We start from the raw sequence: 26,704 nt of genomic DNA, 5'->3' as shown, positions 1-26,704 counted from the left end.
CTGGACGAACACGAGCGAAATGATCGATACCTGACGATGCGAGTGTCACCCATGTGACTGAACTCATTTGTTACCCATGTGCTTGTCCTCTACATGCCCCGCATACGGGCCCGATGAAGCCGGGCTTCCCTCGCGAACTCCCCCGCCACGGAGGCCCGCCCCGACAGCACGTCCCTGTGCTGATCGGGGCTCTAGCGACATCCATGTCGCATGACCTCCTGAGCGCCGGTTTCGCTCGGCCTTCTGAAGGGGCGTTCCGGTGCGCTCGGTTGTTTCTCTGGAAGTCCAAACGCCAGAGCAAAAGCGCTTTTGCTCTTCGTAGGAGCGAGCTTGCTCGCGAACCCTGACTCCCCACGTTCGCGATAACTCGTAGGGCGCATAACGCCTACGGCGTTATCCGCCAAATCGCGGACAGAGTCCGCTCCTGCGGTTCCAGGAAGCACGGTCGTAGGAGCGGGCCCTGCCCGCGATTCGCGCGCAGGGCGCGCTCCTACAGGGGAATGGCATGGCTCGGCCAGCGTAGGAGCGGACTCCGTCCGCGATTGGTCCTGCAGGCTACGCCGGACCCTCCGGTGGCACGGCCAGCCCTCACGTCCTGAACCGCGACACCAGCCGGTTCAACTCCTCCGACAACCCATTCAACGTCTGCGCATCCCCCCGCGTGGCGTCCGCCAGATCCGCCACTTCCTGGGCGTCGCGGTGGATCTGGGCGATGTGCCGGTTGATCTCCTCCGCCACCTGGTGCTGCTCCTCCGCCGCCGTGGCGATCTGCGCGTTCATGTCGCGGATCACGTCCACCGACTCGCGGATGGCGCCGAAGCAGGCGCGGGCCTCGCGGATGGAGCCGACGGTGCGCTGCGAGGCCTCCAGGCTGGCCTGCATCTGCCGGCCGGTGTCGTGGGTGCGGCGGGCCAGGTTGCCCAGCAGCGCGTCGATCTCGCCGGTGGATTCGGCGGTGCGCCGCGCCAGCGCGCGGACCTCGTCGGCCACCACGGCGAAGCCGCGGCCCTGGTCGCCGGCCCGCGCCGCCTCGATGGCGGCGTTGAGCGCCAGCAGGTTGGTCTGCTCGGCGATGGAGCGGATGGTGCCAAGGATCGACTGGATGTCGTTGCTGTCCTGCTCCAGCTGGCGCATGGCGCTGGCCGAACCGGCGATCTCCTCGCTCAGGCGGCCGACGCTGTCCACCGCCTCGTCGATCTGCTGCTGGCCGTCGTGGGCCTGGCGCTGGCCGCTGTCGGCGGAGGCCGCCGCCTGGCTGCAGGAGCGCGCCACCTCGTTGGCGGTCATGACCATCTCGTTGAACGCCGTGGACACCATGTCCACCGCCTCGCGCTGGCGCGCCGCGGTATCGGCCAGGGCCTGGGAGGTGCCGCTGGAACTGCCGGCGCTCTGGTGGATGCTCGCCGCGGCCTGGCCGATGTTCTGCACCAGGCGGCGGATGGCGTCGAGGAACTGGTTGAACCAGCCGGCCAGCTGCGCCGTCTCGTCGCGGCCGCGCACCGGCAGGCGTCCAGTCAGGTCGCCGTCGCCCTGGGCGATGCCCTCCAGGCCGTCGGCCACGGCGCGCACCGGGCGCACCACCAGGCCGGCGAAGAAGGCACCAACGCCGGCGAAGCCCAGCGCCACCAGCGCGGCGATCAGGGCGATCGCCCAGGTCAGGCGGGTCGCCGCGGCCATCACCTCGCTCTCCTTGATCAGGCCGACGAAGCGCCAGCCCAGGGCCTGGGACGGCCAGACGTTGGCCAGGTAGCGCTCGCCGTCGATGGTCACTTCCACCAGGCCCTTGTCGGCGCTGGCCAGACTGGCATAGCCGCTGCCCAGCTCGTCGAGCTTCCTGAAGTTGTGCTCCGGCTGCTGCGGGTCGACCAGCACGGTGCCGTCACCTTCCATCAGCATCAGGTAGCCGCTCTCGCCCAGGCGGATGCCCTTGACGATATCGGTCAGGCGCTTGAGCGAGACGTCGATGTTGACCACCCCGCCCTGCTCGCCGAGGCGGTTGGCGAAGGTGCGCACGGTGCTGACCAGCACCACCTTGTCCGCCGCCCAGTAATAGGCGTGAGTGCGCAGGGTGCGCCCCGGCTGGGCCATGGCCGCCTGGTACCAGGGGCGGGTGCGCGGGTCGTAGCTGGCCAACTGGTCGTCGCCCGGCCAGAAGGCGTAGCCGCCCTCGCGCGTGCCGAGGGACACGTAGGCGTAGTCCGGGTGGCTGTGGGCCAGGCCGGCGAAGAGGTCGAACACCCGGTGGTCGAGGTCGCCGGCCGGGTGCTGCGCGGCGTCGGCGCCGATGAATTGCTTGAGGCCGGCGTCGATGGCCTGCAGCTGCGGGTGGCTGGCCAGGTACTCGACGTTCTGGGCGATGCCGTCGAAGAACAGCTGCATGGCGTTCTCCACCTGGCGGATCTCCCGGCTGCTGCCGTCGATGAAGCCGGCCCGCGCCTCGCCGCGCAGGTTGAAGATCACCAGCGCGGCGACCAGGAGCACCGGCAGGCTGGCGATGGCGGCGAAGGCCAGAATCAGTTTCTGTTTGAGGTTCATCCTTACTCCTTGGTCGGCGCCGGGCAGAAACGCCTTGCAGATATTCCGTATTATGGTATACCAATAAACCACGGACACCCAGCACATTCATGGCCAGTCGCCATGCCAGTGCCCGACCCCCGAAGCAGCGGTGCGCGCAGGCGCATCCCATCCGCCGGCCGCGCCTGTGCCGGATACAAGAAAAGGTTCGAGGTAAGCGATATGAAATTTTCCCTGTTCGTGCACATGGAGCGCTACGACGAGCAAACCAGCCACCGCCAGCTGTTCGAGGAACTCACCGAACTGACGCTGATGGCCGAGGCCGGCGGCTTCAGCACCGTGTGGATCGGCGAGCACCACGCCATGGAATACACCATCTCGCCCAGCCCGATGCCGCTGCTGGCCTACCTGGCCGCCCGTACCGAAACCATCCGCCTGGGCGCCGGCACCATCATCGCGCCCTTCTGGCACCCCATCCGCGTGGCCGGCGAATGCGCCCTGCTCGACGTGATCAGCAACGGCCGCATGGAAGTGGGCCTGGCCCGCGGCGCCTACCAGTACGAGTTCGACCGCATGGCCAACGGCATGCCGGCCACCGACGGCGGCAAGTACCTGCGCGAGATGGTCCCGGTGGTGCGCGCGCTGTGGCAGGGCGACGTCGCCCACGAAGGCGAGATCTGGAAGTTCCCCACCGCCACCTCCTCGCCGCGGCCGCTGCAGAAGCCCACCCCGCCGATGTGGATCGCCGCCCGCGATCCGGACTCGCACAACTTCGCCGTGGCCAACGGCTGCAACGTGATGGTCACCCCGCTGATGAAGGGCGACGAGGAAGTGGTCGACCTGAAGAACAAGTTCGAGGCGGCCCTGGCCAACAACCCCGGCGTGCCGCGCCCGCAACTGATGGTGCTGCGCCACACCCACGTGCACAGCGCCGACGACCCGGACGGCTGGAAGGTCGGCGCCGAGGCCATCTCGCGCTTCTACCGCACCTTCGACGCCTGGTTCGGCAACAAGCAGACGCCGGTCAACGGCCTGCTGCCGCCCAGCCCCGAGGAGAAGTTCAAGGACCGCCCGGAGTTCGAGCTGGAGAACATCCGCAGGAACACCATGATCGGCACCCCCGAGGAAATCATCGCGCGCATCCGCCACTACCAGGAACTGGGCGTCGACGAATTCAGCTTCTGGGCCGACAACAGCCTGCCCTACGAGCAGAAGAAGAAGTCCCTGGAACTGTTCATCAGGCACGTGGTGCCGGCGTTCCGCTGAACATCCGCCCGGGCTTCGCAACACCAACGCCGGTCAGGAAACTGACCGGCGTTGTGCATTCGGCCCCTGGCTCACCAGGAACCGGCGCCGGCCACCTTAGCCCGCTCCGTGCGGGCCGCGCGGCGGCCCTGGGCGCACACTGCCAGGGCGGCCAGGGCGGCGGGCGCCACCAGGGCGCCGAACACCTGCGGCAGCGACCAGCCCAGGGCCATCATCTGGGCGCCGGCGAAGGCGCTGAGGATGGCGCCGAAGCGGCCGATGCCGCTCATCCAGCTGGCCCCGGTGGCGCGCGCCTCGGTGGGGTAGAAACAGGCGGCCAGGGCGTTCATGCCGACGCTGGAGCCGTTCAGGCAGAAGCCCACCAGCCAGGCGATGGCGCACAGCAGGTAGAAGTGCGCGGTGACGTGGCCGATGGCGAAGATCACCAGGCCGCCGAGCAGGAAGCTGAGCATGATCACCCGCTGCTTGTTCCAGCGGTCCATGGCCCAGCCCACGCTGAGCGCGCCCAGCGGCCCGCCGACCTGGAAGCAGGCGGTGATCAGCGCCGCGTCCGCCACGCTGTAGCCGCCGCCCTCCTTGACCAGGGTCGGCAGCCAGCTGCTGAACAGGTAGACCAGGAACAGCGAGAGGAAGTAGCCGCCCCAGAGCATCAGGGTGCCGAAGCGGTAGCGTGGCGAGAGCATGATGCCGATGGCGCCGCCCGGCTCGCGCGCCCTGGGCGGCACCAGGAATTCGCTGTCGGCGGCGATCGCGTCCGGCGCCAGGCGCCGGAGGATGCGGCGGATGCGCGCCGGCTCGGCGCGGCGCGCCACCAGGAAGCTCACCGACTCCGGCAGGCCGAACAGCAGCAGCGGCGCCACCAGCAGCGGCAGCACGCCGCCGAGCACCAGCACGCTGTGCCAGCCGAAGGCCGGGATCATCCAGGCGGAGAGGAAGCCGCCGCCCGCCGCGCCCAGGGAGAAGCCGCAGAAGGCCACGGTGATGAGGAAGGAGCGGCTGCGCTGCGGCGCGTACTCCGACACCAGGGTGCTGGCGTTGGGCATGGCCGCGCCCAGGCCCACGCCGGTGAGCAGGCGCAGCACGACCATCTGCTGCAGATCGCCGGCGAAGGCCGTGGCCAGGGTCCACAGGCCGAAGAAGAACACGCTGCACACCAGCACCGCCTTGCGCCCGTAGCGGTCGGCCAGCGGCCCGGCCACCAGGGCGCCCAGCGCCAGGCCGATGAGCGCGGCGCTGAGCACCGGGCCCAGGTCCCTGGCGCTCAGCGCCCAGTCCATCTTCAGCTGCGGGGCGATGAAGCCCATCGCCGCCACGTCGAAACCGTCCAGGGCGATGATCAGGAAGCCGAGGAACACCACCCACTTCTGGTAGCCGCCCAGGGGCCGGGCGTCGATCAGTTCACGCACGTCTATGGCTTGCTTGCCGCTCATTTCCAGCACCTCTCGCATCGGGCGGCCGGCGGCCGCCGCTTTCTTGTTGTTGTGTCGCGATCGTTCCGGGCCCGCCTCAGGCCCGTGGCTGGCCCTCCAGCGTGCGGAAGCGCACCGGGCGGATGATCCGCGTCTCCTGGGCGATCACCAGGTGGGTGGTGGCGCGCAGGTATTCGGCGAAGTCCGGGTCGCTGTCGCGGGCCAGGCTGCGTTTCTCGAAGTCGTCGAGGCTGTCGTAGCCCCACAGGTGCACCACCTGGTTCAGCGGGCCGATGCTGCTGGTGTAGAAGGCCAGCGGCGGGCCCAGGTGGCGCAGCAGGATGGGCATGGCCAGGCGCTCGAAGAGGTCGAGGAACTCGGCCATGCCGCGTGGGCGGATGCTGTAGACGCGGTGATCGACAACGGGCTTGTGGGCGAGCATCAGGCCACCTCCCGGCGCCGCGCGGCGCCCTGCTCCACCCCGGCCAGGTAGCGGCCGGTGAGGTAGCCGAAGGTCATGATCGGGCCCAGGGTGATGCCGGCGCCGGGGTAGTTGCCGCCCATCACGCTGGCGCGGTCGTTGCCCACCGAGAACAGGCCGGGGATGGCCTCGCCGCGGGCGTCGAGCACTTCGCCACGGACGCTGGTGCGGATGCCGTCGAAGGTGCCGAGGTCGCCCATCAGTACCTTGAGCGCGTAGTAGGGCCCTTCGCCGATCGGCGCCACGCAGGGGTTGGGGCGCTGTTCGGGGTCGGCCAGGTAGCGGTTGAAGCTGGTGCCGCCACGGCCGAACTGGCGGTCCTCGCCGTGCGTCGCGCCCTGGTTGTACTCGTGCACCGTGCGCTCCAGGCCGGCGGCGTCGAGCCCGGCGGCCTGGGCCAGCTCGGCCAGGGTGCGGCCCTTCACCAGGTAGCCGTTGCGCAGCAGGGGCGCCAGCGGCATGGGCGCCGGCTTGGCGTAGCCGAGGCCGTACTTGGCGATGGTGCGGCTGTCGCAGACCAGCCACATGGCCGTCTCCTTCTCGCCAGCGCAGGCCCGGATCAGCGCCGCGCCGACGTCGTGGTAGGAGTTGGACTCGTTGGTGAAGCGCGTACCGTTGCGCAGCACGCCGATCACCCCGGGCTTGTAGCGATCCAACAGGTGTGGGAAGGCCGTGTAGCCACCGCCCATGGGCACCCTGGACACCGGCATCCAGGCCGCCGCCTCGGGGTAGCGGATGTCCACCTGGCCGCCGGCCTGCTCGGCCATGCGCAGGCCGTCGCCGGTGTTGCCGGCGGGCACCGGCGAGCAGTGCTCGCCGCCGCTGCGCAGGTGCGGGTAGGCCTGGCGGATGCGCTGCAGGTCATGGGAGAAGCCGCCGCAGGCCAGCACCACGCCGCGCTTCGCCTCGATGCGCAGCTCGCCATGGGGGCCGCTGGCCAGCGTGCCGCGCACCTTGCCGCCGTCGATCAGCAGCTGGCGGGCGGGGGTGGCCGTGTGGATCGGGATGCCCAGGTCCAGCGCCGACTTCGCCAGGCGCGCGGCCAGGGCGTTGCCGCTGGTGACCTGGATGCCGCGGCGGTACAGCAGCAGCTCCTTCACATGGGTGGCCAGGCGCCTGGCTACGTAGACGAAGGATTTCAGCGAGCGCGTGGCGTTGAAGAAGTGCTTCAGGTCGGCGTTGGACGAGTTGAACATCATGCCGATGAAGGTGATGGTCTTCAGCGGCGGGCGCAGGCGCGCCATGTCCCGGCCCAGGCCGCGGATGTCGTAGGGCGCGGCGAGGATGGAGCGGCCGACGTCGACGCCGCCGGGGGCGTCGGGGTGGTAGTCCGGGTAGAGCGTGGGCACGAAGCGCACCTGGGTCTCGCGCTCGAAGAAATCGACCATCTCCGGGCCGGCGTCGAGGAAGGCGTCCACGGCTTCGGCGTCGTAGAAGTCGCCGGTCTCGTGCCGCAGGTAGGCGAGCGCGGCTTCGCGGCTGTCCTTCGCCCCGGCCTCGCGGGCGTGGCGGTTGCCGGGTATCCACAGCACGCCGCCGGAAAACGCGGTGGTGCCGCCGAACACGCTGTCCTTCTCGATCACGACCACGTCCAGGCCGTGCTTGCGCGCGGTGATGGCGGTGGACAGGCCGCCGGCGCCGGCGCCGATGACCAGCACGTCGCAGCGCAGGATGGTTTCTTGCTGGGGGCTCATGGGGCTCTCCTCGAATGCGGGCCGAGCGCGCCCGGCCCGCGGGGCGGCGGGCAGGCGCGGTGGCGGTGGCGGGAAGGCTCAGGCGGCCTTGATCGGCGACTCGTAGCCGGGGCGCGGGATCAGCGCCATGGGCATGCTTTCCAGACCGCCGTCGACGGTCAGCTCGGCGCCGTTGACGTAGTCCGCGCGGGGGCTGGCGAGGAACAGCACGGCGTTGGCGATGTCCAGCGGCTCGCCGATGCGGCGGTTGGCAGTCATCGCCTCGCGCGCGGCCTGCACCTGCGGGTCGGCGTAGAACGAGGCCGACAGCGGGGTGCGGATCAGCCCCGGGCAGATGGCGTTGCTGCGCACGCCGCGGGCGCCCCATTCGGCGGCCAGCTGGCGCGAGAGCATGCTCACCCCGGCCTTGGCCGCGCTGTAGGCGCCGCTCCAGGTCTGCGGGTAGTGCGCGGCGATGGAGGCGACATGGACGATGCGCCCGGCGCCGCGGGCCAGCATCAGCCGGCCGAAGGCCTGGGAGCACAGCAGGTAGCCGTTGAGGTTCACCGAAAGCACCTGGTTCCACTGCTCCAGGCCGATCTCCTCCAGGGCGCCTGGGCGCAGCACGCTGGCGTTGTTGACCAGCACGTCGCAGCGGCCGAAGCGCGCCTGCACCAGGGTGGCGGCGTTATTCACGCTCTGCGGGTCGGAAATGTCGCAGGCGATGGCCGGCACTTCCTGCCCGGCCTGCTGCGCCAGCAGCCCGGCGAGGTCGCGGCAGCGGGGCTGGTCGCGGTCCAGCAGGACCACCCGGGCGCCCTCGCGCACCAGGGCGCCGGCGATTTCGAAACCGATGCCGCCGGCGGCGCCGGTGACGACGCATACCGCGTCGTCCAGGCCGAGCCAGGGGCTGCGTGCTTGGGATTGAGTCATTGTTGTCTCCGGCACTGTAAGGCGAAGGCCGGGGAAGGTTCGGCAGCCCCGGTCCTGGCGGCCAGAGTAGGCCCGGCGACGGCGCCGGCAGAATGGACAAAAGCCGCAAGCGACCCGACATTTTCGACAATCCGCCGCCGCCATGACCGCCACGATTTGCCTGCGCCGGCCGCACTGGTTAGGGTTGTCCACAGGTCCGCCGAGCCCTGCCGGGCATACAACAACAATGAGCAGCATCCCCAACTACGACCTCTACGGCGAGGCGCCGCAACCGGTGTGGCACGAGTCGCTGCACGTGGAGTCCATCTCCCAGCGCTCCGGCGCGCACAACTGGGAAATCGCCCCGCACCGCCACGACGGCCAGCTGCAGATCCTCTACCTGCAGCAGGGCGCCGGCGAGGTGCTGCTGGAAAGCCAGTGGGTGGCGGCGCAAGCCCCCTGCGTGATCTACATCCCCGCGCAGATGGTCCACGGCTTCCACTGGGCCGGGCAGGTGGACGGCCACGTGGTCACCGCCCTGCAGCCGCCGCTGGAAAGCGCCGCCGCCGTGCTCTCCCCGGCCCTGCTGCCGCAGTTGCAGAAGCCCTGGGTGATCCCCCTGCCGCACTGGGAAACCGGCGGGGACCCGCTGCTGCCGCTGTGCCTGGCGCTGCACCAGGAGTACCACGAGCGCGCCCGCGAGCACGTGGCCTGCAGCATGTCGCTGCTGCTGGCGCTGGTGATCCACATCTTCCGCTGCGCCGCCGAGGCCGACCACCCGGCCCCGCCCCAGGGCCGCCGCAGCCAGCAGGTGCGCGCCTTCCGCGAGCTGGTGGAAGCGCACTTCCGCCGCCACCGCCCGGTGCACGACTACGCCGACGAGCTGGGCGTGACCATGGCCACCCTCGGCCGCCTGTGCCAGGAGCAGCTGGGCATGACGCCCATGGCGGTGATCAACGCGCGCCTGGTGCTGGAGGCCAAGCGCGAACTGGCCCATTCGCGCCAGAGCGTCAAGGCCATCGCCCACGACCTGGGCTTCTCCGACGTCGGCTACTTCAGCCGCTTCTTCCGCAAGCACACGCGCTTGTCGCCCAGCGAGTTCCGTAGCCAGGGCGCCGGCTGACGCGGCCTGCGGGCCTTATATTCACTTAAAGAATAATAAAATCTGAATTTATTCTTTTTTATCTCACCCTCGATTCCTCTATAACTGCGCAGGCATCGACGGCCAGCACACTGTTGCGCTGCCAACAGTTGCCCAGCAGCAACTACCCGCCAGCCAACAGTTCGCCCAGCAACACTTGATAAATATCCATACGAATCAACGCGTTGAGTCCTGGCACAGGTCTTGCGAAAAGGACCTGGACCCGCCCTGCCGGCAGGGCAACAGCACAGGAAACCGAGAATGACTGCCCCCTTGAAAGTGGTCGCCGTGTCCGGCGGCGCCTATCGCCCCTCCCGCACCCTGGTCCTGACCGAGGCCATCCTCGCCGAGATCGGCCGCCACCTGGACGCCGAGGTCAAGCTCATCGAACTGGCCGACATCGCCCGCCCGGTGGGTGGCGCCCTGAGCCGCGCCGAGCTGCCGGCGGAAGTGGAAGCGCAGCTGCGCGCCATCGAGGCGGCCGACCTGCTGCTGGTGGCCTCGCCGGTGTACCGCGGCGCCTACCCGGGGCAGCTCAAGCACCTGTTCGACCTGATCGGCCAGGACGCCCTGATCGGCACCCCGGTGCTGCTCGCCGCCACCGGCGGCAGCCAGCGCCATGCCCTGGTCATCGACCACCAGCTGCGCCCGCTGTTCAGCTTCTTCCAGTCCCTGACCCTGCCCCTGGGCGTGTACGCCAGCGAGGCCGACTTCCAGGACTACCGCGTCACCTGCGAACTGCTGCAGGCGCGCATCCGCCTGGCGGTGGAACGCGCCCTGCCGCTGTTCGGCGACCATCGCGCACTGCGCCGCATCGCCTGAGGAGCGCCACGATGAATGTCTTCTGGTTCCTCCCCACCCACGGCGACGGCCACTACCTGGGTACCAGCCAGGGCGCGCGCCCGGTCAGCCTCAACTACCTCAGGCAGATCGCCCAGGCCGCCGACGGCCTCGGCTACCACGGCGTGCTCATCCCCACCGGGCGCTCCTGCGAGGACTCCTGGGTGATCGCCTCGGCCCTGGCGCCGCTCACCGAGCGACTGCGCTACCTGGTGGCGATCCGCCCGGGGATCATCTCGCCGACGGTGTCCGCGCGCATGGCCGCGACCCTCGACCGCCTCTCCGGCGGCCGCCTGCTGATCAACGTGGTGACCGGCGGCGACCCCGACGAGAACCGCGGCGACGGCATCCACCTCAGCCACGCCGAGCGCTACGAGGTCACCGACGAATTCCTGCGCATCTGGCGCCGGGTGCTGCAGGGCGAGTCGGTGGACTTCGCCGGCAAGCACATACAGGTGGAGAACGCCAAGGCGCTCTACCCGCCGATCCAGAAGCCCTACCCGCCGCTGTACTTCGGCGGCTCCTCGGAAGCCGCCCACGAGCTGGCCGCCGAGCAGCTGGACGTATACCTGACCTGGGGCGAGCCGCCGGCCGCGGTGGCGGCGAAGATCGCCGACGTGCGCCAGCGCGCCGCCCGCCACGGGCGCGAGGTGAAGTTCGGCATCCGCCTGCACGTGATCGTCCGGCCCACCGAGGAAGAAGCCTGGAAGGCCGCCGACCAGCTCATCGAGCACATCTCCGACGACACCATCGCCGCCGCGCAGCAGTCGTTCTCGCGCTTCGACTCCGAAGGCCAGCGGCGCATGGCCGCGCTGCACGGCGGGCGCCGCGACAGGCTGGTGGTGGCGCCGAACCTGTGGGCCGGCGTCGGCCTGGTGCGCGGCGGCGCCGGCACCGCGCTGGTGGGCAACCCGCAACAGGTCGCCGAGCGCATCCGTGAATACGCGGACCTGGGCATCGACAGCTTCATCTTCTCCGGCTACCCGCACCTGGAAGAGGCCTACCGCTTCGCCGAGCTGGTCTTCCCGCTGCTGCCCGAGCCCTACGCCAGCCTGGCCGGCCACGGCCTGACCAACCTCACCGGGCCGTTCGGCGAAATGATCGCCAACGACATCCTGCCCACTGCCCGGAAGCAGTCGGCATGAGCCGGCACGAGGAGCTGCCCGTGAATTCGTCCGCACAAGCCTCCGTCCTCAGCCCGCTGCAGCTGGCCCGCCAACTGGCGGCCGGCTTCGCCGAAAGCGCCGTGGAGCGCGACAGGCTCGGCGGCACCCCGAAGGCCGAGCGCGACGCCCTGCGCCGCAGCGGCCTGCTCGGGCTGGTCATCCCGCAACAGTACGGCGGCCTGGGCGCCAGCTGGAGCGAGGCCCTGGAAGTGACCCGCGAGTTCGCCCGCGTCGACAGTTCCGTGGCCCACGTGTTCGGCTTCCAGCACCTGATGCTGGCCACCGTGCGCCTGTTCGCCCGCCCCGAGCAGTGGCAGCCGTGGTTCGAGCAGACCGCGCGCAAGAACTGGTTCTGGGGCAACGCCCTCAACCCCCTGGACACCCGCACGGTGGTGAAGAAGCTCGACGGCTGGCGCGAATTCTCCGGCAAGAAGAGCTTCTGCTCCGGCGCCAGCGACTCGGAAATGCTGATCGCCTCGGCGGTGGACGAAGGCAACGGCGGCAAGCTGCTGATCGCCGCCATCCCCAGCGGCCGCACCGGCATCACCCTGCACGGCGACTGGGACAACATGGGCCAGCGCCAGACCGACAGCGGCAGCGCCACCTTCGAACGGGTGCGCGTGGAAGAGTCCGAGCTGCTGCTGGACCCGGGCCCGCTGAGCACGCCCTTCGCCTGCCTGCGCCCGCTGATCGCCCAGTTGCTGTTCGCCAACCTGTTCCTCGGCGTGGCCGAGGGCGCCTTCGAGGAGGCGCGGCAGTACAGCCTCAAGGAAAGCCGCCCGTGGTTCCGCTCCAGCGCCCGCAGCGTTGGCGAGGACCCGTACGTGCTGCGCCACTACGGCGAGTTCTGGGTCGGCCTGGAAGGCGTGCGCCTGCTGGTGGAACGCGCCGCCGCGCAGCTGGACGAGGCCTGGCGCAAGGAACACGCCCTGGGCGCCGAGGAGCGCGCGCAGCTGGCGGTGGCCATCGCCACCGCCAAGGTCGCCGCCAGCCGCACCGGCCTGGACATCTGCAACCGCCTGTTCGAGGTCACCGGCGCCCGCGCCACCCACGCCTCGCTGCGCCTGGACCGCTTCTGGCGCAACCTGCGCACCCAGTCCCTGCACGACCCGCTGGACTACAAGCTCCACGAGCTGGGGGACTGGGCGCTCAACGGCACGCGGCCGACACCCACCTTCTACTCCTGAGGCAGAGACATGCAACTGCTGACGCTACCCCCCTCCCCCGCACTGGCCACCTCGATCCGGGCGACCGCACAGGTCTTCGAAGACCCGAAATCGCAGGCGCTGCTCGCCCATCTGCAACAGGTCGCCCCCAGCGAGGCCAGCGTCCTGATCATCGGCGAGACCGGCACGGGGAAGGAGCTGGTGGCGCGGCACATCCACAACCTCAGCGGGCGGCGCAACGGGCCCTTCGTCGCGGTGAACTGCGGGGCCTTCTCCGAGTCGCTGGTGGAGGCGGAACTGTTCGGCCATGAAAAGGGCGCCTTCACCGGCGCCCTGAGCGCCAAGGCCGGCTGGTTCGAGGAAGCCAACGGCGGCACCCTGTTCCTCGACGAGATCGGCGACCTGCCCATGGCCATCCAGGTCAAGCTGCTGCGCGTGCTGCAGGAGCGCGAGGTGGTGCGCCTGGGCTCGCGCAAGAGCATCCCGATCAACGTGCGGGTGCTGGCGGCCACCAACGTGCAGCTGGAACGGGCGATCAACGCCGGGCACTTCCGCGAGGACCTGTACTACCGCCTCAACGTCGTCACCCTGCAGCTGCACCCGCTGCGCGAACGCCCCGGCGACATCCTGCCGCTGACCCGCCATTTCATCCGCAGCTACAGCGAGCGCCTGGGCTACGGCCAGGTGCAGCTCAGCGCCGAGGCCGAGCGCAAGCTGGTCGGCTACGGCTGGCCGGGCAACATCCGCGAGCTGGAGAACGTCATCCACCACAGCCTGCTCACCTGCCGCGACGGCCTGGTGCGCGAGGACGACCTGCGCCTGTCCAACCTGCGCCTGGAACGCCAGGACGAGGCCCCGGCGGGGCACAGCGGCAGCCCGCCGGCCAGTGGCGGCGAATCCGCCGAGGAACTGCTGCAGCGCGCCTTCCGCCGCCTGTTCGAGGAATCCGCCGGAGCGCTCTACGAGCGCGTCGAGGAAAGCCTGCTGCGCGCCGCCTACCGCTTCTGCCACCACAACCAGGTGCACACTGCCAACCTGCTCGGCCTGTCGCGCAACGTCACCCGCACGCGGCTGATCGCCATCGGCGAGCTGGTGGTGAACAAGCGCCGCGGCCCGGAGCAGGAGCTGGACAACCGCGTGGTGCGGCTGTCCATCTGAGCCCTTTCAGGCGCCGCCCACCAGGCTGACGCGGTCGGCCAGCGTCCGCGCGCGCGCCACTATCCTTTCGCGTTCCGCCGGCGGCGCCGCCACGCGCAGCCGCAGGCTGCCCAGGGAGCGGCCCTGGATGCGTTCCAGGCTGGCCTGCACCAGGTGCACCGCGAAGCCCAGTTCGCGGCCGATGGCGGCCGGCTCCGGCTCGCGGGCGCTGGCGCCGCTGTAGTGCAGGTCCAGCAGCAGGCCCTCGCCCGCCGCCTCGCCGTCGGCATCGTGGTGCAGGGTGCCGAGCAGGCTGCGCGTCACCTCGTGGCGCGGGTCGCCGAACACTTCCCAGACCTCGCCCTGCTCCACCACCTGGCCGCGCTCCAGCACCACCACGCGGTCGCAGAGGTCGCGGATCACTTCCATCTCGTGGGTGATGAGGACGATGGTCAGGCCCAGGCGGCGGTTGATGTCGCGCAGCAGCGCGAGGATGGACTGGGTGCTTTCCGGGTCCAGCGCCGAGGTGGCCTCGTCGCACAGCAGCAGGTCCGGCTGCAGCACCAGCGCGCGGGCGATGCCGACGCGCTGCTTCTGCCCGCCGGACAGCTGCGCCGGGTAGGCGTCGCGCTTGTCCGCCAGGCCCACCAGCTGCAGCAGTTCGTCAACGCGCCGGGCGCGCTCGGCGCGCGGCACGCCGGCCAGCACCAGCGGCAGGGCGACGTTGTCGCCGACCGTGCGCGAGGCCATCAGGTTGAAGTGCTGGAAGATCATCCCGGTGCGCCGGCGCAGGTGCGCCAGGCGCCCGTCGTCGAAGGCGCCGATGTCCTCGCCGTCGACCAGCACCTGGCCGGCGCTGGGCCGTTCCAGGCGGTTGAGCGAGCGCAGCAGCGAGGACTTGCCGGCGCCGCTGCGGCCGATGATGCCGAAGACCTCGCCGCGGCGGATCTCCAGGTCGATGCCGTGCAGCGCCTGCACTTCCCGGCCGCCGGCCAGGTAGTGCTTGGCCAGGCCCTGCAGGCGGATGTGGGTGGCAGCCGCCGGCGGCTGCGAATGCTTGAAGCTGACCATGGGTGCGTTCCTGCCGGGCGCGGCGCCCGTCCTGGGCACCGCGCCGGGTCACATCAGAAGCCGGGGGCGATCTCGCCCTTGTAGCGGGTCAGGATGAAGTTGCGCACTTCCGGCGAGTTGAGTGCCTTGGCGAGCTTCTGGATGCCCGGGTCCTGGATGTTGTCCGGGCGCGCCACCAGGAACTCGATGTAGAGGTCCTTGCCCTTCTCGACGATCAGCGCGCTCTTGATGTCGATGCCGGCTTCCAGCGCGTAGTTGGCGAAGACGAAGGCAAGGTCGACCTGTTTCACCGAACGCGCCAGCATGGCGCCTTCCAGCTCGCGGATCTTCAGGTGGTGCGAGTTGTCGACGATGTCGCGCTGGGTGGACTGCGGGTTCGCCGGGTCCTTCAGCTTGATCAGCCCGGCCTCGGCCAGCAGCACCAGGGCGCGGCCGGTGTTCACCGGGTCGTTGGGGATGGCCACGCTTGCGCCATCGGGCAGCTCGGCCAGGCTCTTGTACCTGGCCGAGTAGGCACCGAAGGGCTCGATGTGCACGCCGACCACCGGCACCAGGTTGGTGTGGCGGGTCTTGTTGAAGTCATCGAGGAACGGCCGGTACTGGTAGTAGTTGGCGTCGAGGTTCTTCTTCGCCAGCTGCAGGTTGGGCTGGATGAAGTCGTTGAACACCTTCACCTCCAGGTCCACGCCTTCCTTGGCCAGGGCCGGCTTGACGAACTCGAGGATTTCCGCGTGCGGCACCGGGGTGGCGCCCACCACCAGGTGTTCGTTGGCGTGGGCGTTGATGGCTATTACGGCAGCCAGGGCGGCCAGGACTTTCTTCATTGTGCTTGCTCCGATCAGTGGTTTCTTGGGATGGCCGTCGTGGGTGTGGACGTGGGGCCAGCGGCGGCGTTCTCCCGACCGCCGCGAGCGGGGTGTTGGGTTCAGCGCCGGGTGTAGTGGCGCACCAGGCGGTCGCCGCTCATCTGCAGGGCCTGCACCAGCAGGATCAGCAGCAGCACGGTGACCACCATGACGTCGGTCTGGAAACGCTGGTAGCCGAAGCGGATGGCCAGGTCGCCCAGGCCGCCGCCACCGACCACCCCGGCCATGGCCGTGTAGTCGACCAGCACGATGGCGGTCACGGTGATGGCTGCGATCAGCCCGGTGCGCGCTTCCGGCAGCAGGGTGTGGAAGACGATCTGGCGGGTGCTCGCGCCCATGGACTGCACCGCTTCCACCAGGCCGCGGTCCACTTCGCGCAGCGAGCTTTCCACCAGCCGCGCGAAGAACGGCGTGCAGCCCACCACCAGCGGCGGGATGGCGCCGCGCACGCCCAGCGAGGTGCCGGTGAGCAGCTCGGTGGCCGGGATCAGCACGATCAGCAGGATGATGAACGGCATCGAGCGCAGCACGTTGGCCACCACCGAGAGGGTGCGGTACAGGCGCGGCGAGTCGAGCAGCTGGCGCTGGCCGGTGAGGTACAGCAGCACGCCCAGCGGCAGCCCCAGCAGCACGGTGCAGCCCAGGGCCGCGCCGAGCATGCTCAGGGTGTCCAGGCAGGCCTGGGCGATCTCGCTCCAGTCGACGTTGGCCAGCCAGTCGTTCATCGCCGGGCCTCCTCGCGCAGGGTGGCGACCGGGTGCGGCGCGGCCAGGCGGTCGCCGGCGCCGAACAGCTTGTGGCGCAGGGTGCCTTCGGCGTAGTCGCGCTTGAACAGCCCGCGCGCCTGCAGCTCCGGCACCAGCAGGTCGACCACCGCCTCGAAGGTTTCCGGCATGACCACGCCGGCCAGGTTGAAGCCGTCGACGTCGGTTTCTTCCACCCATTCCTGCAACTGGTCGGCCACGGTCTGCGGCGAGCCCACCAGCACCGGCCCGTCGCCGCCGATGGCGCAGTAGTCGGCGATCTCGGCGGTGGTCCAGGTGCGCGTCGGGTCGGCGCGGGTGAAGGCTTCCACCGCCGACTGGATGGCGTCGCTGGGCACCTCGCGCAGCACCTGGCCGGGGGCGTATTCGGCGAAGTCGATGCCGGTCCAGCCGGACATCAGCGTCAGGGCGCCGGTGGCGCTGGCGTACTCGCGGTACTCGGCCAGGCGCGCCAGGGCCTCGGCGTCGGTCGGCGCGACTATCACCGTGAGCTGTTCGAGCACCAGCACGTCGGCCGGGTCGCGCCCGGCGGCGCGCACCGCCTCGCGCAGGTCGGCCACCTGCTTCTTCAGCACCGCCTTGCTCGGCGCGGCGACGAACACGCACTCGGCGTTGGCCGCGGCGAAGGCCCGGCCACGGCTGGAGGCGCCGGCCTGGTAGAGCACCGGGGTGCGCTGCGGCGAGGGCTCGCAGAGGTGGAAGCCGGGCACCTGGAAGTACTCGCCTGCATGGTGGATGCCATGGACCTTGCCCGGTTCGGCGTAGACACCGCTGTCGCGGTCGGCGACCACGGCATCGTCCTCCCAGCTGGTTTCCCACAGTTTGTAGCAGACCTGCAGGTACTCCTCGGCCAGGGCGTAGCGCTGGTCATGGGACAGCTGGCGCTGCTGACCGAGGTTGCGCGCGCCGCTGGCCAGGTACGAGGTGACGATGTTCCAGCCGGCGCGGCCGCCGGTCAGGTGGTCGAGGGTGGACATGCGCCGGGCGAAGGGGAACGGGTGCTCGAAGGATACCGAGGCGGTCACGCCGAAGCCCAGGTGGCGGGTGGCCGCGGCCATCGCCGGGACCAGCTGCAGCGGGTCGTTCACCGGCACCTGCGCGCCGGTGCTGAGCGCGGCGTCGGCGTTGCCGCCGTACACGTCGTACACGCCCAGCACGTCGGCGATGAACAGGCCGTCGAGCTTGCCGCGCTCCAGGGTCCTGGCCAGTTCGATCCAGTAGTGGATGTCGGTGTAGCGCCGCGCCTGGTCGCGCGGGTGCCGCCAGAGGCCGGGCGACAGGTGGCCGACGGTGTTCATGGCGAAGGCGTTGAGGCGGATCTGCTTGCTCATGGCGCCACCTCAGTTCCAGTCGTGGCGCGGCGGGCGCTTGCCGTTGAGCAGCCAGTTGCCGACCAGGTGGTACTTCCAGCGCACCGGGTCGTGCAGGGTGTGCACGCGGGCGTTGCGCCAGTGGCGGTCGAGATTGTGCTTGCGCAGGGTGGAGCGGGTGCCGCCCAGCTCGAACAGCTTGTTCGACGCCTCGATGGCGATCTCGGTGGTCAGCACCTTGGCCCGCGCCACGGCCAGGGAGGCGGCGGCCACCTTGTCCTCGTCGGGCTCGGCCTTGCCGGCGTCGAGCACCCGCCCGGCGCGCTCCAGCAGGGCTTCGGCGGCCTCCAGGCGGATGTCCAGGCCGCCGACCTGGATGATGGTCAGCGGGTCTTCGCTGGCCTTCTCCACCCCGGCGTCGATCCACGGGCGGGCCTGCTCGCGGACGAAGGCGATGGTGTCGCGCAGCGCCGCGCGGGCGATGCCGGCGTCGATGGCGGCGGTGGTGATCTGGGCGAAGGGCCCGGCCAGGGTCGGGCTTTCGTAGGAGCGGTAGCTGGGGAACAGGTGGAAGGCCGGCACGCGCAGGCCTTCGAGCAGCACGCTGCCGCTGGAGGTGGTGCGCTGGCCGATGCTGTCCCAGTCGTCGATCACCGCCAGCCCGGCGCTTTCGCGGGGGACGAAGGCCAGTTGCGCGCGGTCCTGCTCGTCCAGCGCCAGCACGCCCAGCCAGTGCGCGTAGAGCGAGCCGGTGCAGTAGCCCTTGCGGCCGTCGATACGGTAGCCGTCGCCTTCGGCGACCAGGCGGGTGCGGATGTCCTGGACGTTCTTGCCGCCGGTTTCCGACAGCGCGTTGGCGAAGCGGTGGCCTTCCAGCACCAGGCCGAAGAAGTAGCGCTTCTGTTCCTCGGTGCCCTGCAGGCGGATGTCTTCCAGCAGGCAGTAGTGGTTCTGCGGAATCTGCCCCAGCGACGGGTCGGCCGCCGAGACGATGGCGATCACCTGGGCCAGGGTGGCGTGGGAGACCTCGGCGCCACCATATTCGCGCGGCACGGTGATGCCCCACAGGCCGCTGTTGGAGAAGGCGTCGACGACCTCCGGCGGCACCCGGCGGTCGAGGTCGCGCCCGGAGGCGCCGGCCAGCAGCAGCTCGGCGACCTCGTGGGCGACGCGGATGGCCTCGGCGTCGTCGCGGATCACGCGCGCGGCGGGGCGGTTGAGGGGGTAGGCAGCAGAAACGGACATGGTCTTCCTCGTGGCGAGCAGTGGCCCGTGTGGGGCCGGGACCTCCCGGCAGCGGGCCCTGCTCTGTCCGAGCACAATCCATGCCTGAATTTTTTACCTTAAATATCAATTAGTTGAGATTTATCGACGACAAACGAGTGGCCGGCCGGACACTGCCTGTTGAAGCACTGTCCGGCAGCCAACAGTTGTTCCGCAGGCAACAGGACAGCCGGGCGACGGAAATGTGCCGCCGCGCCCTGCAAGCGCCAAAGCACCGACTAGACTTGAAACTCCCGGCCCGCGCATTTCCAAGGAGGCTACCGTGCGTACCTGTTTCGTACTGCTCCTCGCGGCCGGCCTGGTCGGCTGCGCGGCGGATGTGAAGCGCGCCGACGCGCTCTCCCCCATCAGCACCTATGCCGACACCCGCAACCGCCTGCTGGTGAACTTCCAGGGCGACCCCGGCGTGACCGCCACGCCGGGCTGGACGCGGCTGACCGGCGCCTGGCGGCGCATGCTGCAGGACGACGCGGCGTCGTCCGACTACCAGCTGGGCGAGCAGACCGGCGCGGTGGCGACCACCAGCGTGCCGGCGACGCTGCTGGTGGTGGAGGTCGACCGCCTGCGCCAGGAGGCCGACGGCGACGGCCTGGGCAAGGGCAGCCTGCGCGTCAACGTGCGCTTCACCGACGGCCCCAGCGGCCGGCTGATGGGCTCGCGCCGCTACGAGAGCGACATCGCCGAGCCCACCTCGCTGGAAGGCCAGCTCAAGGACATTTCCAAGGCCATCATCGAGGAAGTCGAAGGCGCCCAGCGCATCGCCAAGCGCGACCCGCTGCCGCAGTCCCCGACGCCGGCCAGCGCGCCAGCCGAGCAACCGGCCCGGCCCGCGCCGGCACCGGCGCCCGGCCAGTCGGTGGCCAGCCGCGAGGCGGCGGCCAAGCCGGTGGTGGCGGTGGAGAACCAGGAACGCCAGCTGCAGAAGCTGCAGCGCAGCAACCTGCCGTTCGACCAGTACCAGAACGAATACCGGCGCATCACCGCGCAGTGAGCGCCGGCGCGCCTCAGTCGTCGTGCCAGTGGGCGCCGTCGTCCTCGTCGTCCCAGTCGTCCTGATCGTCCTCCGGCTCGTCGCGCAGGCCAGTGGCGTCGTGCTCGAAATCCTCCGGGGCGTCGTCGTCCCACTCGTGGTCGAGCAGGTGCTCGTGCTCCGGCTCGGGGAGGTCGATGTCGTCGTCGTGCATGGTGCGGTCTCGGCAGGCGGGGTGCAGCGGAGCCCCCATGCTACGGCCTCGCAGGGTCCGCGCAAAGCCTCGGTGGTCGCGCGGCACGGCGCATTTGGCTATAAGTCAGAAGGAAGGCGATGACGTTTTCCTATCGGGGCGATGCCGTTTCCAGCATTGTGCGCAACGCTCCGCTTGCCGATCCTGTGGCCACTCGGGGCAGGTGCCCCCGCACAACAGCAGAAGGACATCCAGCATGAAGACCGTCGCACAGCTCCTCCACGCCAAGCAGAGCCAGCAGGTGCACACCATAGGCCCGCACGAGATGGTGCTCGACGCCCTGCGGGTGATGGCGGTGAAGAACGTCGGCGCCCTGCCGGTGGTGGACAACGGCCAGGTGGTGGGCGTGGTCAGCGAACGCGACTACGCGCGCAAGATGATCCTCCAGGGCCGCTCCTCGGTGGGCACCCCGGTCAGCGCCATCATGAGCTCGCCGGTGGTCACGGTGGACTCGCAGCAGAACATCGACACTTGCATGAGCATCATGACCGAGCGCCACCTGCGCCACCTGCCGGTGGTGGAGAACGGCCAGCTGGTGGGCCTGCTGTCCATCGGCGACCTGGTCAAGGAAGCCATCGCCGAGCAGGCCCAACTGATCCAGCAGTTGGAGCAGTACATCCGCGGCGAACAGTGAGCGGCAGGGGGCGCGGCGGCGGGTGCCATGACAGGGGCGCGGATGGGGCATTAGAATTTGATTAACATCCGCGACCCGAACAAGTAGAACCCATGGAAAACCGCACCGCCCGCCTGACCGTCCTGATCGACCCGGTGAAGAAGAAGGCCTTCGAGGAACTCTGCGCCAGCCAGGACCTGACACCTTCCCAGGTGGTTCGCCAACTGATCCGGGACTACCTGGAGAGCCACGGGGTGAGCTACGCCACGCAGCCGAAGGTCGGCGGGCAGGATTGAGGCCAGCCCGCACAATCGCCCATGCAGGAGCGCGCCCTGCGCGCGAATCGCGGGCAGGGCCCGCTTACGACCGTGCTTCCCGGTAACGTAGGCATTCGGGGCAAGAGCACCCTCTCCCCAGCCCTCTCCCGCAAGCGGGAGAGGGGGCTGTCCTCTGCAGGGGGAAGGGCCGGAGTCAACCTCACACCTTCGCAATAGATAGACTGTGCGTAGGGCGCATAACCGTTCGCGGTTATCCGCCATTGCCCGTGCCGCCGGGGCGCCCGGCGTGGCCGATACCAATCGCGGACGGAGTCCGCTCCTACGATCGTGCTTCCCTGGAACTGTAGGAGCGGACTCCGTCCGCGATCCGGCGTATAACGCCGTGGGCGTTATCCCTACGCCGTTCCCACCTCTTCCACCGCCCCTTCGCAAGCCGCCAGCGCCAAGACGAAACTGGCGTGGTAGTTCTTCCTGCCCACCGCCTCGACGATCCCCGCCCGCACCAGCTTGTGCCGCACCCGCGGGTTGGCCTCGCAGAGCTTCACCGTCACCCCGCGCTTGCGCAGTTGCTGGATCACCTCCTCCAGCGTCTGCATGCCGGTGATGTCCATGAAGGGCACCCGGCCCAGGCGGATCACCAGCAGCCGCGGGTCGCTGTGGGTCTTCGCCAGGGCGCGCTCGAAGGTCTCGGCGGCGCCGAAGAACAGCGGGCCCTCGATGGTGTACACCAGCACACCCGGCGGCAGCGTCGGCACGCCCTGGCCGCGCAGTTCGCCTTCCAGCTCGGCGCCGCCCAGTTGCTGCACTTCCACCGAGGAGGCCATGCGCCGCATGAACAGCAGCATGGCCAGGATCACCCCGATGTTCACCGCGATCACCAGGTCGCTGAACACCGTCAGGCCGAAGGTGATCAGCAGGATGGCCACGTCGGCCCGGGGCGCGCGGCGCACCATGCGCACGAAGTGGCGGGCCTCGCTCATGTTCCAGGCCACCACGAAGAGGATCGCCGCCAGCGCGCACAGCGGGATGCTGGAGGCCAGCGGGGCGAGGAACAGGATGATCAGCACCAGGGTCGCCGCATGGGCCACCCCGGCGATGGGGCTGTTGCCGCCGTTGCGGATGTTGGTGGCGGTGCGGGCGATGGCGCCGGTGGCGGCGAAGCCGCCGAACAGCGGCGCCAGCAGGTTGGCGATGCCCTGGCCGACCAGTTCCTGGTTGGAGTCGTGGCGGGTGCCGGCCATGCCGTCGGCGACCACCGCCGAGAGCAGCGACTCGATGGCGCCGAGCATGGCGATGGCGAAGGCCGGGCCGATCAGCTCGAGGATCCGCGGCAGCGTGACCTCCGGCAGGCTCGGCGTCGGCAAACCGCGGGGGATGCCGCCGAAGGCGCTGCCGATGGTGGCCACGCCGTCGAACTGGAACAGCGCCTGCAGCAGGCTGACCAGCACCATCGCCAGCAGCGGCCCCGGCACCCGCGCCAGGTACGGCAGGCGCGGGCCGTAGAGCACCGCGGCCAGGCCCAGCAGGGCCAGCAGGGTGGTCGCCGGGTGCAGCTGCGGCAGGGCCTCCAGCAGGTGCCAGAGCTTCTGGTGGAAGTGCTCGCCGGTCACCGCCGGCAGGCCGAAGAAGTCCTTCCACTGGCCGACCCAGATGATCACCCCGATGCCGGCGGTGAAGCCGACGATGACCGGGTCGGGGATGTACTTGATGACGCTGCCCAGGCGGGTGATGCCCAGCAGCAGGAGGATGGCCCCGGCCATCAGCGTGGCCAGCTGCAGGCCGTCGACGCCGTAGCGCGCGGTGATGCCGGCGAGGATGACGATGAAGGCGCCGGTGGGCCCGGCGATCTGCACCCGGCTGCCGCCGCACAGCGAGACCACCACGCCGGCCACGATGGCGGTGTACAGGCCCTGCTCGGGCTTCACCCCGGAGGCGATGGCGAAGGCCATGGCCAGCGGCAGCGCCACCACCCCGACGATCACCCCGGCGAGCAGGTTGCGCGGCCAGTTCTGCAGGTTCAACAGCCCGGCTTTCCAGGCCTCGCGTACGGCGATCATCGAGCACACCTCCCAAGAAGGATGCGCATCAGATTAACATGACATGTTAATCGAAGTGTACAGGCCACCACCCTCCGTCGCCCGCCACCTGACGGGGACGTGGCCAGTCGCTACCCTCGGCAGCAGCGCTGCAAAAACGCCAACACCGCTGCATTCCTGCATGCACTTGCGCCGGGGGGCGCGGGCCGGGGTCCAGCGCCATGGGCCCTCGCCCCTGGCATGCAACCTGCCTGGGTAGCGGATGGCCCGCGCGATGGCGCCGGCCCCTCATCCCCATGGAGAACCATAGATGGATTCGCTACGCCTGCTGCTCGACCGCGGCCTGCTGCTGGCCGACAGCATCGCCGCGGACGGCCGCTTCCTCGACGTCTCCGCCGAGCAGAGCGACCAGCTCGGCTACCCGCCCGGCGCGCTCCACGGCCAGGGCATGGAGCAGGTCTATACCGCCGACTCGGTGCGCGCCCTGCAGCAGCTCTTCGCCAACCCGCCGGCCGACGAACGGGTGCAAGACCTGGAGCTGACGCTGATCCGCCACAACGGCGGCCTGCTGCCGGTGCTGGCCAGCGGCGTGCTGCAGTGGCGCGACGGCGAGCCGCCGCGCCTGCACCTGGTGAAGATGCCCCTGGGCGGCATCAGCCGGCGCCTGGCCGAGCTGCAGAACGCCAACGAAGTCATGAGCCAGATGCTCTACAGCGCCAAGGTCGCCTACTGGTGCATCGAGTTCGCCGAGCCGGTGGACGTGCGCCAGACGCCGGACGAGATCGTCCGCCAGGTGTTCGAGAACCGCTCCTACTGGCGCATGTGCAACCGCGCCATGGCGGCCATCTACGAGATGCCCGCCGACGTCGACTTCGGCCAGCAGCCGGTGCGCCTGTACTGGCCGCGCAGCCCGGCCAACGAGGAGTTCGTGCGGCGGCTGATCGAGGCCGACTTCCACGTCGACGGCGCGCTCTCGGTGGACCGCCGCCACGACGGCTCGCCGGCCTACGTGGAGAACGACGTGCGCGCCAGCATCCACAACGGCCGCCTGCTGCGCATGTGGGGCAGCCTGCGCGACGTCAGCCAGGAGCTGCGCATGCAGCACGACGCCGAGCAGCGCATCGAGGCCCTGCGCCGGGTGTTCGACGCGGTGCCCGACGCGGTGCTGGTGATCGACGAGGCGGCCCAGCCGCAGTGGCGCAACGCCGCCTTCGAGCAGGTGTTCGGCATCACCCGCGCCGCCGGCGTGGCCGCCACCCTCGACCGCCTGCCGCTGCCCGAGCGCACCTGGCAACGCCTGGAGCTGCCCGACCAGTACGGCAGCTTCCGCGCCTTCGACAGCCACTGCTCGCGCATCCTGATCCGCGAGAACCAGGCCTGGCGCGTGGTCGTGCTGCGCCCGGACGGCATCGAGCGGCGCGCGGCGGAGCTGCACCCGTGAGCGGCGAGGGCTTCTTCGCGCCGATGCGCATGGGCATGCGCTCGGCGGTCAACGTCAGCGCCGAGATGCTCGCCGCGCTGCTGGAGACCCCGGCGCTGCACGCCCTGCTCGACGGCTTCGGCGAGGCGCTGATCGTCTGCGACGGCGACTCCCGGGTGCGCTTCCTCAACCTGGCCGCCGAGCGCATCAACCGCGTGGCGCGCCAGGACGTGCTGGGCCTGACCGACAGCGACTTCTACCAGCGCTCGGCGCTGCAGTTCGACGACTTCCTGCAGAGCGTGCGGCGCGGCGGCAAGAGCGCGCTGACGCGCTCGCGCGACGGCCGGCTGTTCCTCACCCGCCTGCAGAGCGTGCCCGCCGGCGCCTACGAGAAGCCCTACACGCTGCTGATCCAGCGCGAATACGAACCCCGCGAAAGCGCCGGCCGCAGCGCCCCGGCACCGTCGCTGGCGGACAGCCCGGCGAGCCTGGGCGACCCGCAGGACAACGCGCTGCACATGTCGCCGCTGCTCTCGGACATCGCCGACATGGGCGTGCGCGCCTTCCGCCGCCGCGCCCGCCTGCTGCTGCTCGGCGAGCCCGGCGTGGGCAAGACCGCCATCGCCCGGCACATCCACCGCGCCGCCGGCTGGGGCGACCGGCCCTTCGTCGACGTGAACTGCGCGAGCATCCCCGAGACGCTGTTCGAGTCGGAGATGTTCGGCTACGAGCGCGGCGCCTTCACCGGCGCGCTGCAGCAGGGCAAGCGCGGCTACATCGAGAGCGCCGCCGGCGGCACGCTGTTCCTCGACGAGATCGGCGAGATCCCCCTGCAGGTGCAGGCCAAGCTGCTCAAGTTCCTCGACGACGGCACCATCCAGCCGGTGGGCTCGCCGCTGTCGAAGAAGGTCCAGGTGCAGGTCATCGCCGCCACCAACAAGGACCTAAAGGCGCTGGTCGCGGCCGGGCTGTTCCGCGCCGACCTCTACTACCGCCTGGCCGTGCTGCCGGTGGACATCCCGCCGCTGCGCGCCCACCGCGACGACCTGCCGGTGCTGATGGACATCCTCCTGGCGCGCATCAACCGCGACCGCCAGCCGCCGCTGCGCCTGGCCACCGCCTGCCGCCAGCGCCTGCTGGGCTACGACTTCCCGGGTAACATCCGCGAGCTGGTGAACATCTTCGAGCGCCTGGCGGTGCTGGCCGACGACGTGGCCGAGGAACAGCACCTGCCGCCGGAACTGCTGGACACGGCCGCCCTCGCCGGGGAAGCCGAGCCGCTGCCCTTCGCCAGCGCCGACGAGCCGCTCAAGGCGCAGGTGCAGCGCTTCGAGCGCCAGGTGATCCTCCAGGCGGTGCGCCTGTGCGGCAGCAAGCGCAAGGCGGCGCAGCATCTGGGGATCGATGTGGGGACGCTGATCCGCAAGCAGCAGCGGGATTGAGCGCCAGGCTGTTCTTGTAGGAGCGGGCCCTGCCCGCGAATGGCGTTTCCCGGATGCATTGGCATTGCGCCGACCTTCGTCCCCTCTCCCCAGCCCTCGGCTGCGCGCCCCGCCCTGAAGGGAGAGGGGGCTTGTCCGTGCCGAGAGAAGGAATGGTTTCAGTCAGAAACCGCCGGAGCTGCCGGCTGACTCTGAAATATCCGAGCACGCCGAACGGTCCCCTCTCCCTTCAGGGAGAGGGTTAGGGAGAGGGGCGGCGCCAAACCACCACACCACCGCCACAGTCGCGGTGATGGGTATCACTTCGCTCCCCCCATCCTACGGGGGTTGTGTTTACCGGGTGCATTGGTTTCCGCCGGAAACCTCTGCGCTAGCCGGCTAACGCCATAACATCAAACCCTGCCCAACGGTCCCCTCTCCCTTCAGGGAGAGGGTTAGGGAGAGGGGCGGCGCCCAACCAACACACCGCTGCCCCAGGATAACCACCCCCACCAACGCTGCATTTCTGCCTATCCCCCCTTGTCATTTCTGCTTACATTCCCTCCCCCACAAAACAACAATCTCTTTATTTTCAACAACTTAATTTATTGGCACACCCTGTGCTCCACCTCCTGCGACCCGTGACCGTGCACGGGTCCTCGAATCGCGCCAGGCATCCCCGACCGAGGTTGCCGGCAGTTCTGGAGGCACAA

23 protein-coding genes and 1 pseudogene are annotated in these 26,704 nt (G+C 69.8%); 11 read left to right on the top strand and 13 right to left on the bottom strand.

Annotated features, from left to right (window positions below):
• Positions 1-588: 588 nt before the first annotated feature.
• Both CHC02_RS30990 and CHC02_RS30985 read right to left on the bottom strand, forming a co-directional pair.
• Positions 589-1,317, bottom strand: coding sequence for a methyl-accepting chemotaxis protein (locus tag CHC02_RS30990; RefSeq protein ID WP_425262424.1), 729 nt, complete (start codon positions 1,315-1,317; stop codon positions 589-591).
• A 129-nt stretch (positions 1,318-1,446) separates the two neighbouring features.
• A pseudogene (locus CHC02_RS30985) lies at positions 1,447-2,535 on the bottom strand (HAMP domain-containing protein); the annotation flags it as partial.
• Between the two features lie 201 nt (positions 2,536-2,736).
• Here CHC02_RS30985 and CHC02_RS23925 point away from each other — a divergent pair.
• Positions 2,737-3,780: an LLM class flavin-dependent oxidoreductase gene (locus CHC02_RS23925; RefSeq protein WP_089393899.1), complete on the top strand. Its 1,044-nt coding sequence runs from the start codon at positions 2,737-2,739 to the stop codon at positions 3,778-3,780.
• 71 nt (positions 3,781-3,851) lie between these two features.
• On the opposite strand, the gene CHC02_RS23920 is transcribed toward CHC02_RS23925, so the two are convergent.
• From CHC02_RS23920 to CHC02_RS23905, 4 genes are all read right to left on the bottom strand, one after another.
• The gene (locus CHC02_RS23920) at positions 3,852-5,210 is read right to left on the bottom strand and encodes an MFS transporter (RefSeq protein ID WP_089393902.1); all 1,359 of its coding nucleotides are present in this window, start codon (positions 5,208-5,210) and stop codon (positions 3,852-3,854) included.
• 76 nt (positions 5,211-5,286) lie between these two features.
• Complete coding sequence (locus CHC02_RS23915; RefSeq protein ID WP_089393898.1) at positions 5,287-5,631, bottom strand: NIPSNAP family protein; 345 nt, start codon at positions 5,629-5,631, stop codon at positions 5,287-5,289.
• On the bottom strand, positions 5,631-7,364 hold the full coding sequence (locus CHC02_RS23910; protein WP_089393897.1) for an FAD-dependent oxidoreductase: 1,734 nt from the start codon (positions 7,362-7,364) through the stop codon (positions 5,631-5,633). The genes CHC02_RS23915 and CHC02_RS23910 overlap by 1 nt, the downstream gene beginning before the upstream one ends.
• A gap of 78 nt (positions 7,365-7,442) precedes the next feature.
• Entirely contained in the window at positions 7,443-8,276 is an 834-nt protein-coding gene (locus CHC02_RS23905) for an SDR family NAD(P)-dependent oxidoreductase (RefSeq protein WP_089393896.1), read from the bottom strand.
• 226 nt (positions 8,277-8,502) lie between these two features.
• On the opposite strand from CHC02_RS23905, the gene CHC02_RS23900 reads away from it, so the two are divergent.
• From CHC02_RS23900 to CHC02_RS23880, 5 genes are all read left to right on the top strand, one after another.
• On the top strand, positions 8,503-9,378 hold the full coding sequence (locus tag CHC02_RS23900) for a helix-turn-helix domain-containing protein (RefSeq protein ID WP_089393895.1): 876 nt from the start codon (positions 8,503-8,505) through the stop codon (positions 9,376-9,378).
• 279 nt (positions 9,379-9,657) lie between these two features.
• Entirely contained in the window at positions 9,658-10,218 is a 561-nt protein-coding gene (gene msuE, locus CHC02_RS23895) for an FMN reductase (protein ID WP_089393894.1), read from the top strand.
• 11 nt (positions 10,219-10,229) lie between these two features.
• A complete protein-coding gene (gene ssuD / locus CHC02_RS23890) occupies positions 10,230-11,381 on the top strand; it encodes an FMNH2-dependent alkanesulfonate monooxygenase (RefSeq protein ID WP_089393893.1) in 1,152 nt (383 codons plus the stop codon).
• 20 nt (positions 11,382-11,401) lie between these two features.
• On the top strand, positions 11,402-12,589 hold the full coding sequence (locus CHC02_RS23885; protein ID WP_244161037.1) for an acyl-CoA dehydrogenase family protein: 1,188 nt from the start codon (positions 11,402-11,404) through the stop codon (positions 12,587-12,589).
• A gap of 9 nt (positions 12,590-12,598) precedes the next feature.
• Positions 12,599-13,726, top strand: a complete 1,128-nt coding sequence (locus tag CHC02_RS23880; protein ID WP_089393891.1) for a sigma-54 interaction domain-containing protein — start codon at positions 12,599-12,601, stop codon at positions 13,724-13,726.
• Between the two features lie 6 nt (positions 13,727-13,732).
• Here CHC02_RS23880 and CHC02_RS23875 read toward each other — a convergent pair whose 3' ends face one another.
• From CHC02_RS23875 to CHC02_RS23855, 5 genes are all read right to left on the bottom strand, one after another.
• Entirely contained in the window at positions 13,733-14,776 is a 1,044-nt protein-coding gene (locus tag CHC02_RS23875; protein ID WP_089393890.1) for a methionine ABC transporter ATP-binding protein, read from the bottom strand.
• A gap of 53 nt (positions 14,777-14,829) precedes the next feature.
• Positions 14,830-15,600: a MetQ/NlpA family ABC transporter substrate-binding protein gene (locus tag CHC02_RS23870; RefSeq protein ID WP_089393889.1), complete on the bottom strand. Its 771-nt coding sequence runs from the start codon at positions 15,598-15,600 to the stop codon at positions 14,830-14,832.
• A 101-nt stretch (positions 15,601-15,701) separates the two neighbouring features.
• The gene (locus tag CHC02_RS23865; protein WP_089393888.1) at positions 15,702-16,367 is read right to left on the bottom strand and encodes a methionine ABC transporter permease; all 666 of its coding nucleotides are present in this window, start codon (positions 16,365-16,367) and stop codon (positions 15,702-15,704) included.
• The gene (locus tag CHC02_RS23860) at positions 16,364-17,737 is read right to left on the bottom strand and encodes an LLM class flavin-dependent oxidoreductase (RefSeq protein ID WP_089393887.1); all 1,374 of its coding nucleotides are present in this window, start codon (positions 17,735-17,737) and stop codon (positions 16,364-16,366) included. The genes CHC02_RS23865 and CHC02_RS23860 overlap by 4 nt, the downstream gene beginning before the upstream one ends.
• 9 nt (positions 17,738-17,746) lie before the next feature.
• Entirely contained in the window at positions 17,747-18,961 is a 1,215-nt protein-coding gene (locus CHC02_RS23855) for an SfnB family sulfur acquisition oxidoreductase (RefSeq protein ID WP_089393886.1), read from the bottom strand.
• A gap of 301 nt (positions 18,962-19,262) precedes the next feature.
• On the opposite strand from CHC02_RS23855, the gene CHC02_RS23850 reads away from it, so the two are divergent.
• Entirely contained in the window at positions 19,263-19,991 is a 729-nt protein-coding gene (locus tag CHC02_RS23850) for a hypothetical protein (protein ID WP_089393885.1), read from the top strand.
• Positions 19,992-20,004: 13 nt separating this feature from the next.
• On the opposite strand, the gene CHC02_RS23845 is transcribed toward CHC02_RS23850, so the two are convergent.
• The gene (locus tag CHC02_RS23845) at positions 20,005-20,184 is read right to left on the bottom strand and encodes a hypothetical protein (RefSeq protein WP_089393884.1); all 180 of its coding nucleotides are present in this window, start codon (positions 20,182-20,184) and stop codon (positions 20,005-20,007) included.
• Positions 20,185-20,419: 235 nt separating this feature from the next.
• Here CHC02_RS23845 and CHC02_RS23840 point away from each other — a divergent pair, with 235 nt between their 5' ends.
• Together CHC02_RS23840 and CHC02_RS23835 are read left to right on the top strand one after the other, a co-directional pair.
• Positions 20,420-20,857, top strand: a complete 438-nt coding sequence (locus CHC02_RS23840) for a CBS domain-containing protein (RefSeq protein ID WP_043269727.1) — start codon at positions 20,420-20,422, stop codon at positions 20,855-20,857.
• 92 nt (positions 20,858-20,949) lie between these two features.
• On the top strand, positions 20,950-21,132 hold the full coding sequence (locus CHC02_RS23835; RefSeq protein ID WP_009615001.1) for a ribbon-helix-helix domain-containing protein: 183 nt from the start codon (positions 20,950-20,952) through the stop codon (positions 21,130-21,132).
• A 377-nt stretch (positions 21,133-21,509) separates the two neighbouring features.
• Here the strand turns inward: CHC02_RS23835 and CHC02_RS23830 are convergent, their stop codons facing one another.
• Positions 21,510-23,171 carry a SulP family inorganic anion transporter gene (locus CHC02_RS23830; RefSeq protein WP_089393883.1) on the bottom strand — a complete coding sequence of 554 codons (1,662 nt, stop codon included), beginning with the start codon at positions 23,169-23,171 and terminating at the stop codon, positions 21,510-21,512.
• Positions 23,172-23,460: 289 nt separating this feature from the next.
• Here CHC02_RS23830 and CHC02_RS23825 point away from each other — a divergent pair, with 289 nt between their 5' ends.
• Positions 23,461-24,591: a PAS domain-containing protein gene (locus CHC02_RS23825; RefSeq protein WP_089393882.1), complete on the top strand. Its 1,131-nt coding sequence runs from the start codon at positions 23,461-23,463 to the stop codon at positions 24,589-24,591.
• On the top strand, positions 24,588-26,012 hold the full coding sequence (locus CHC02_RS23820) for a sigma-54 interaction domain-containing protein (protein WP_244161036.1): 1,425 nt from the start codon (positions 24,588-24,590) through the stop codon (positions 26,010-26,012). Before CHC02_RS23825 ends, CHC02_RS23820 begins: the two co-directional genes overlap by 4 nt.
• Positions 26,013-26,704: the final 692 nt, after the last annotated feature.

It is taken from the genome of Pseudomonas delhiensis, assembly GCF_900187975.1.
Taxonomy (GTDB): domain Bacteria; phylum Pseudomonadota; class Gammaproteobacteria; order Pseudomonadales; family Pseudomonadaceae; genus Pseudomonas; species Pseudomonas delhiensis.
Note: the sequence above shows the minus strand (reverse complement) of the source record. Positions and strands in the feature narration are given on the sequence as shown.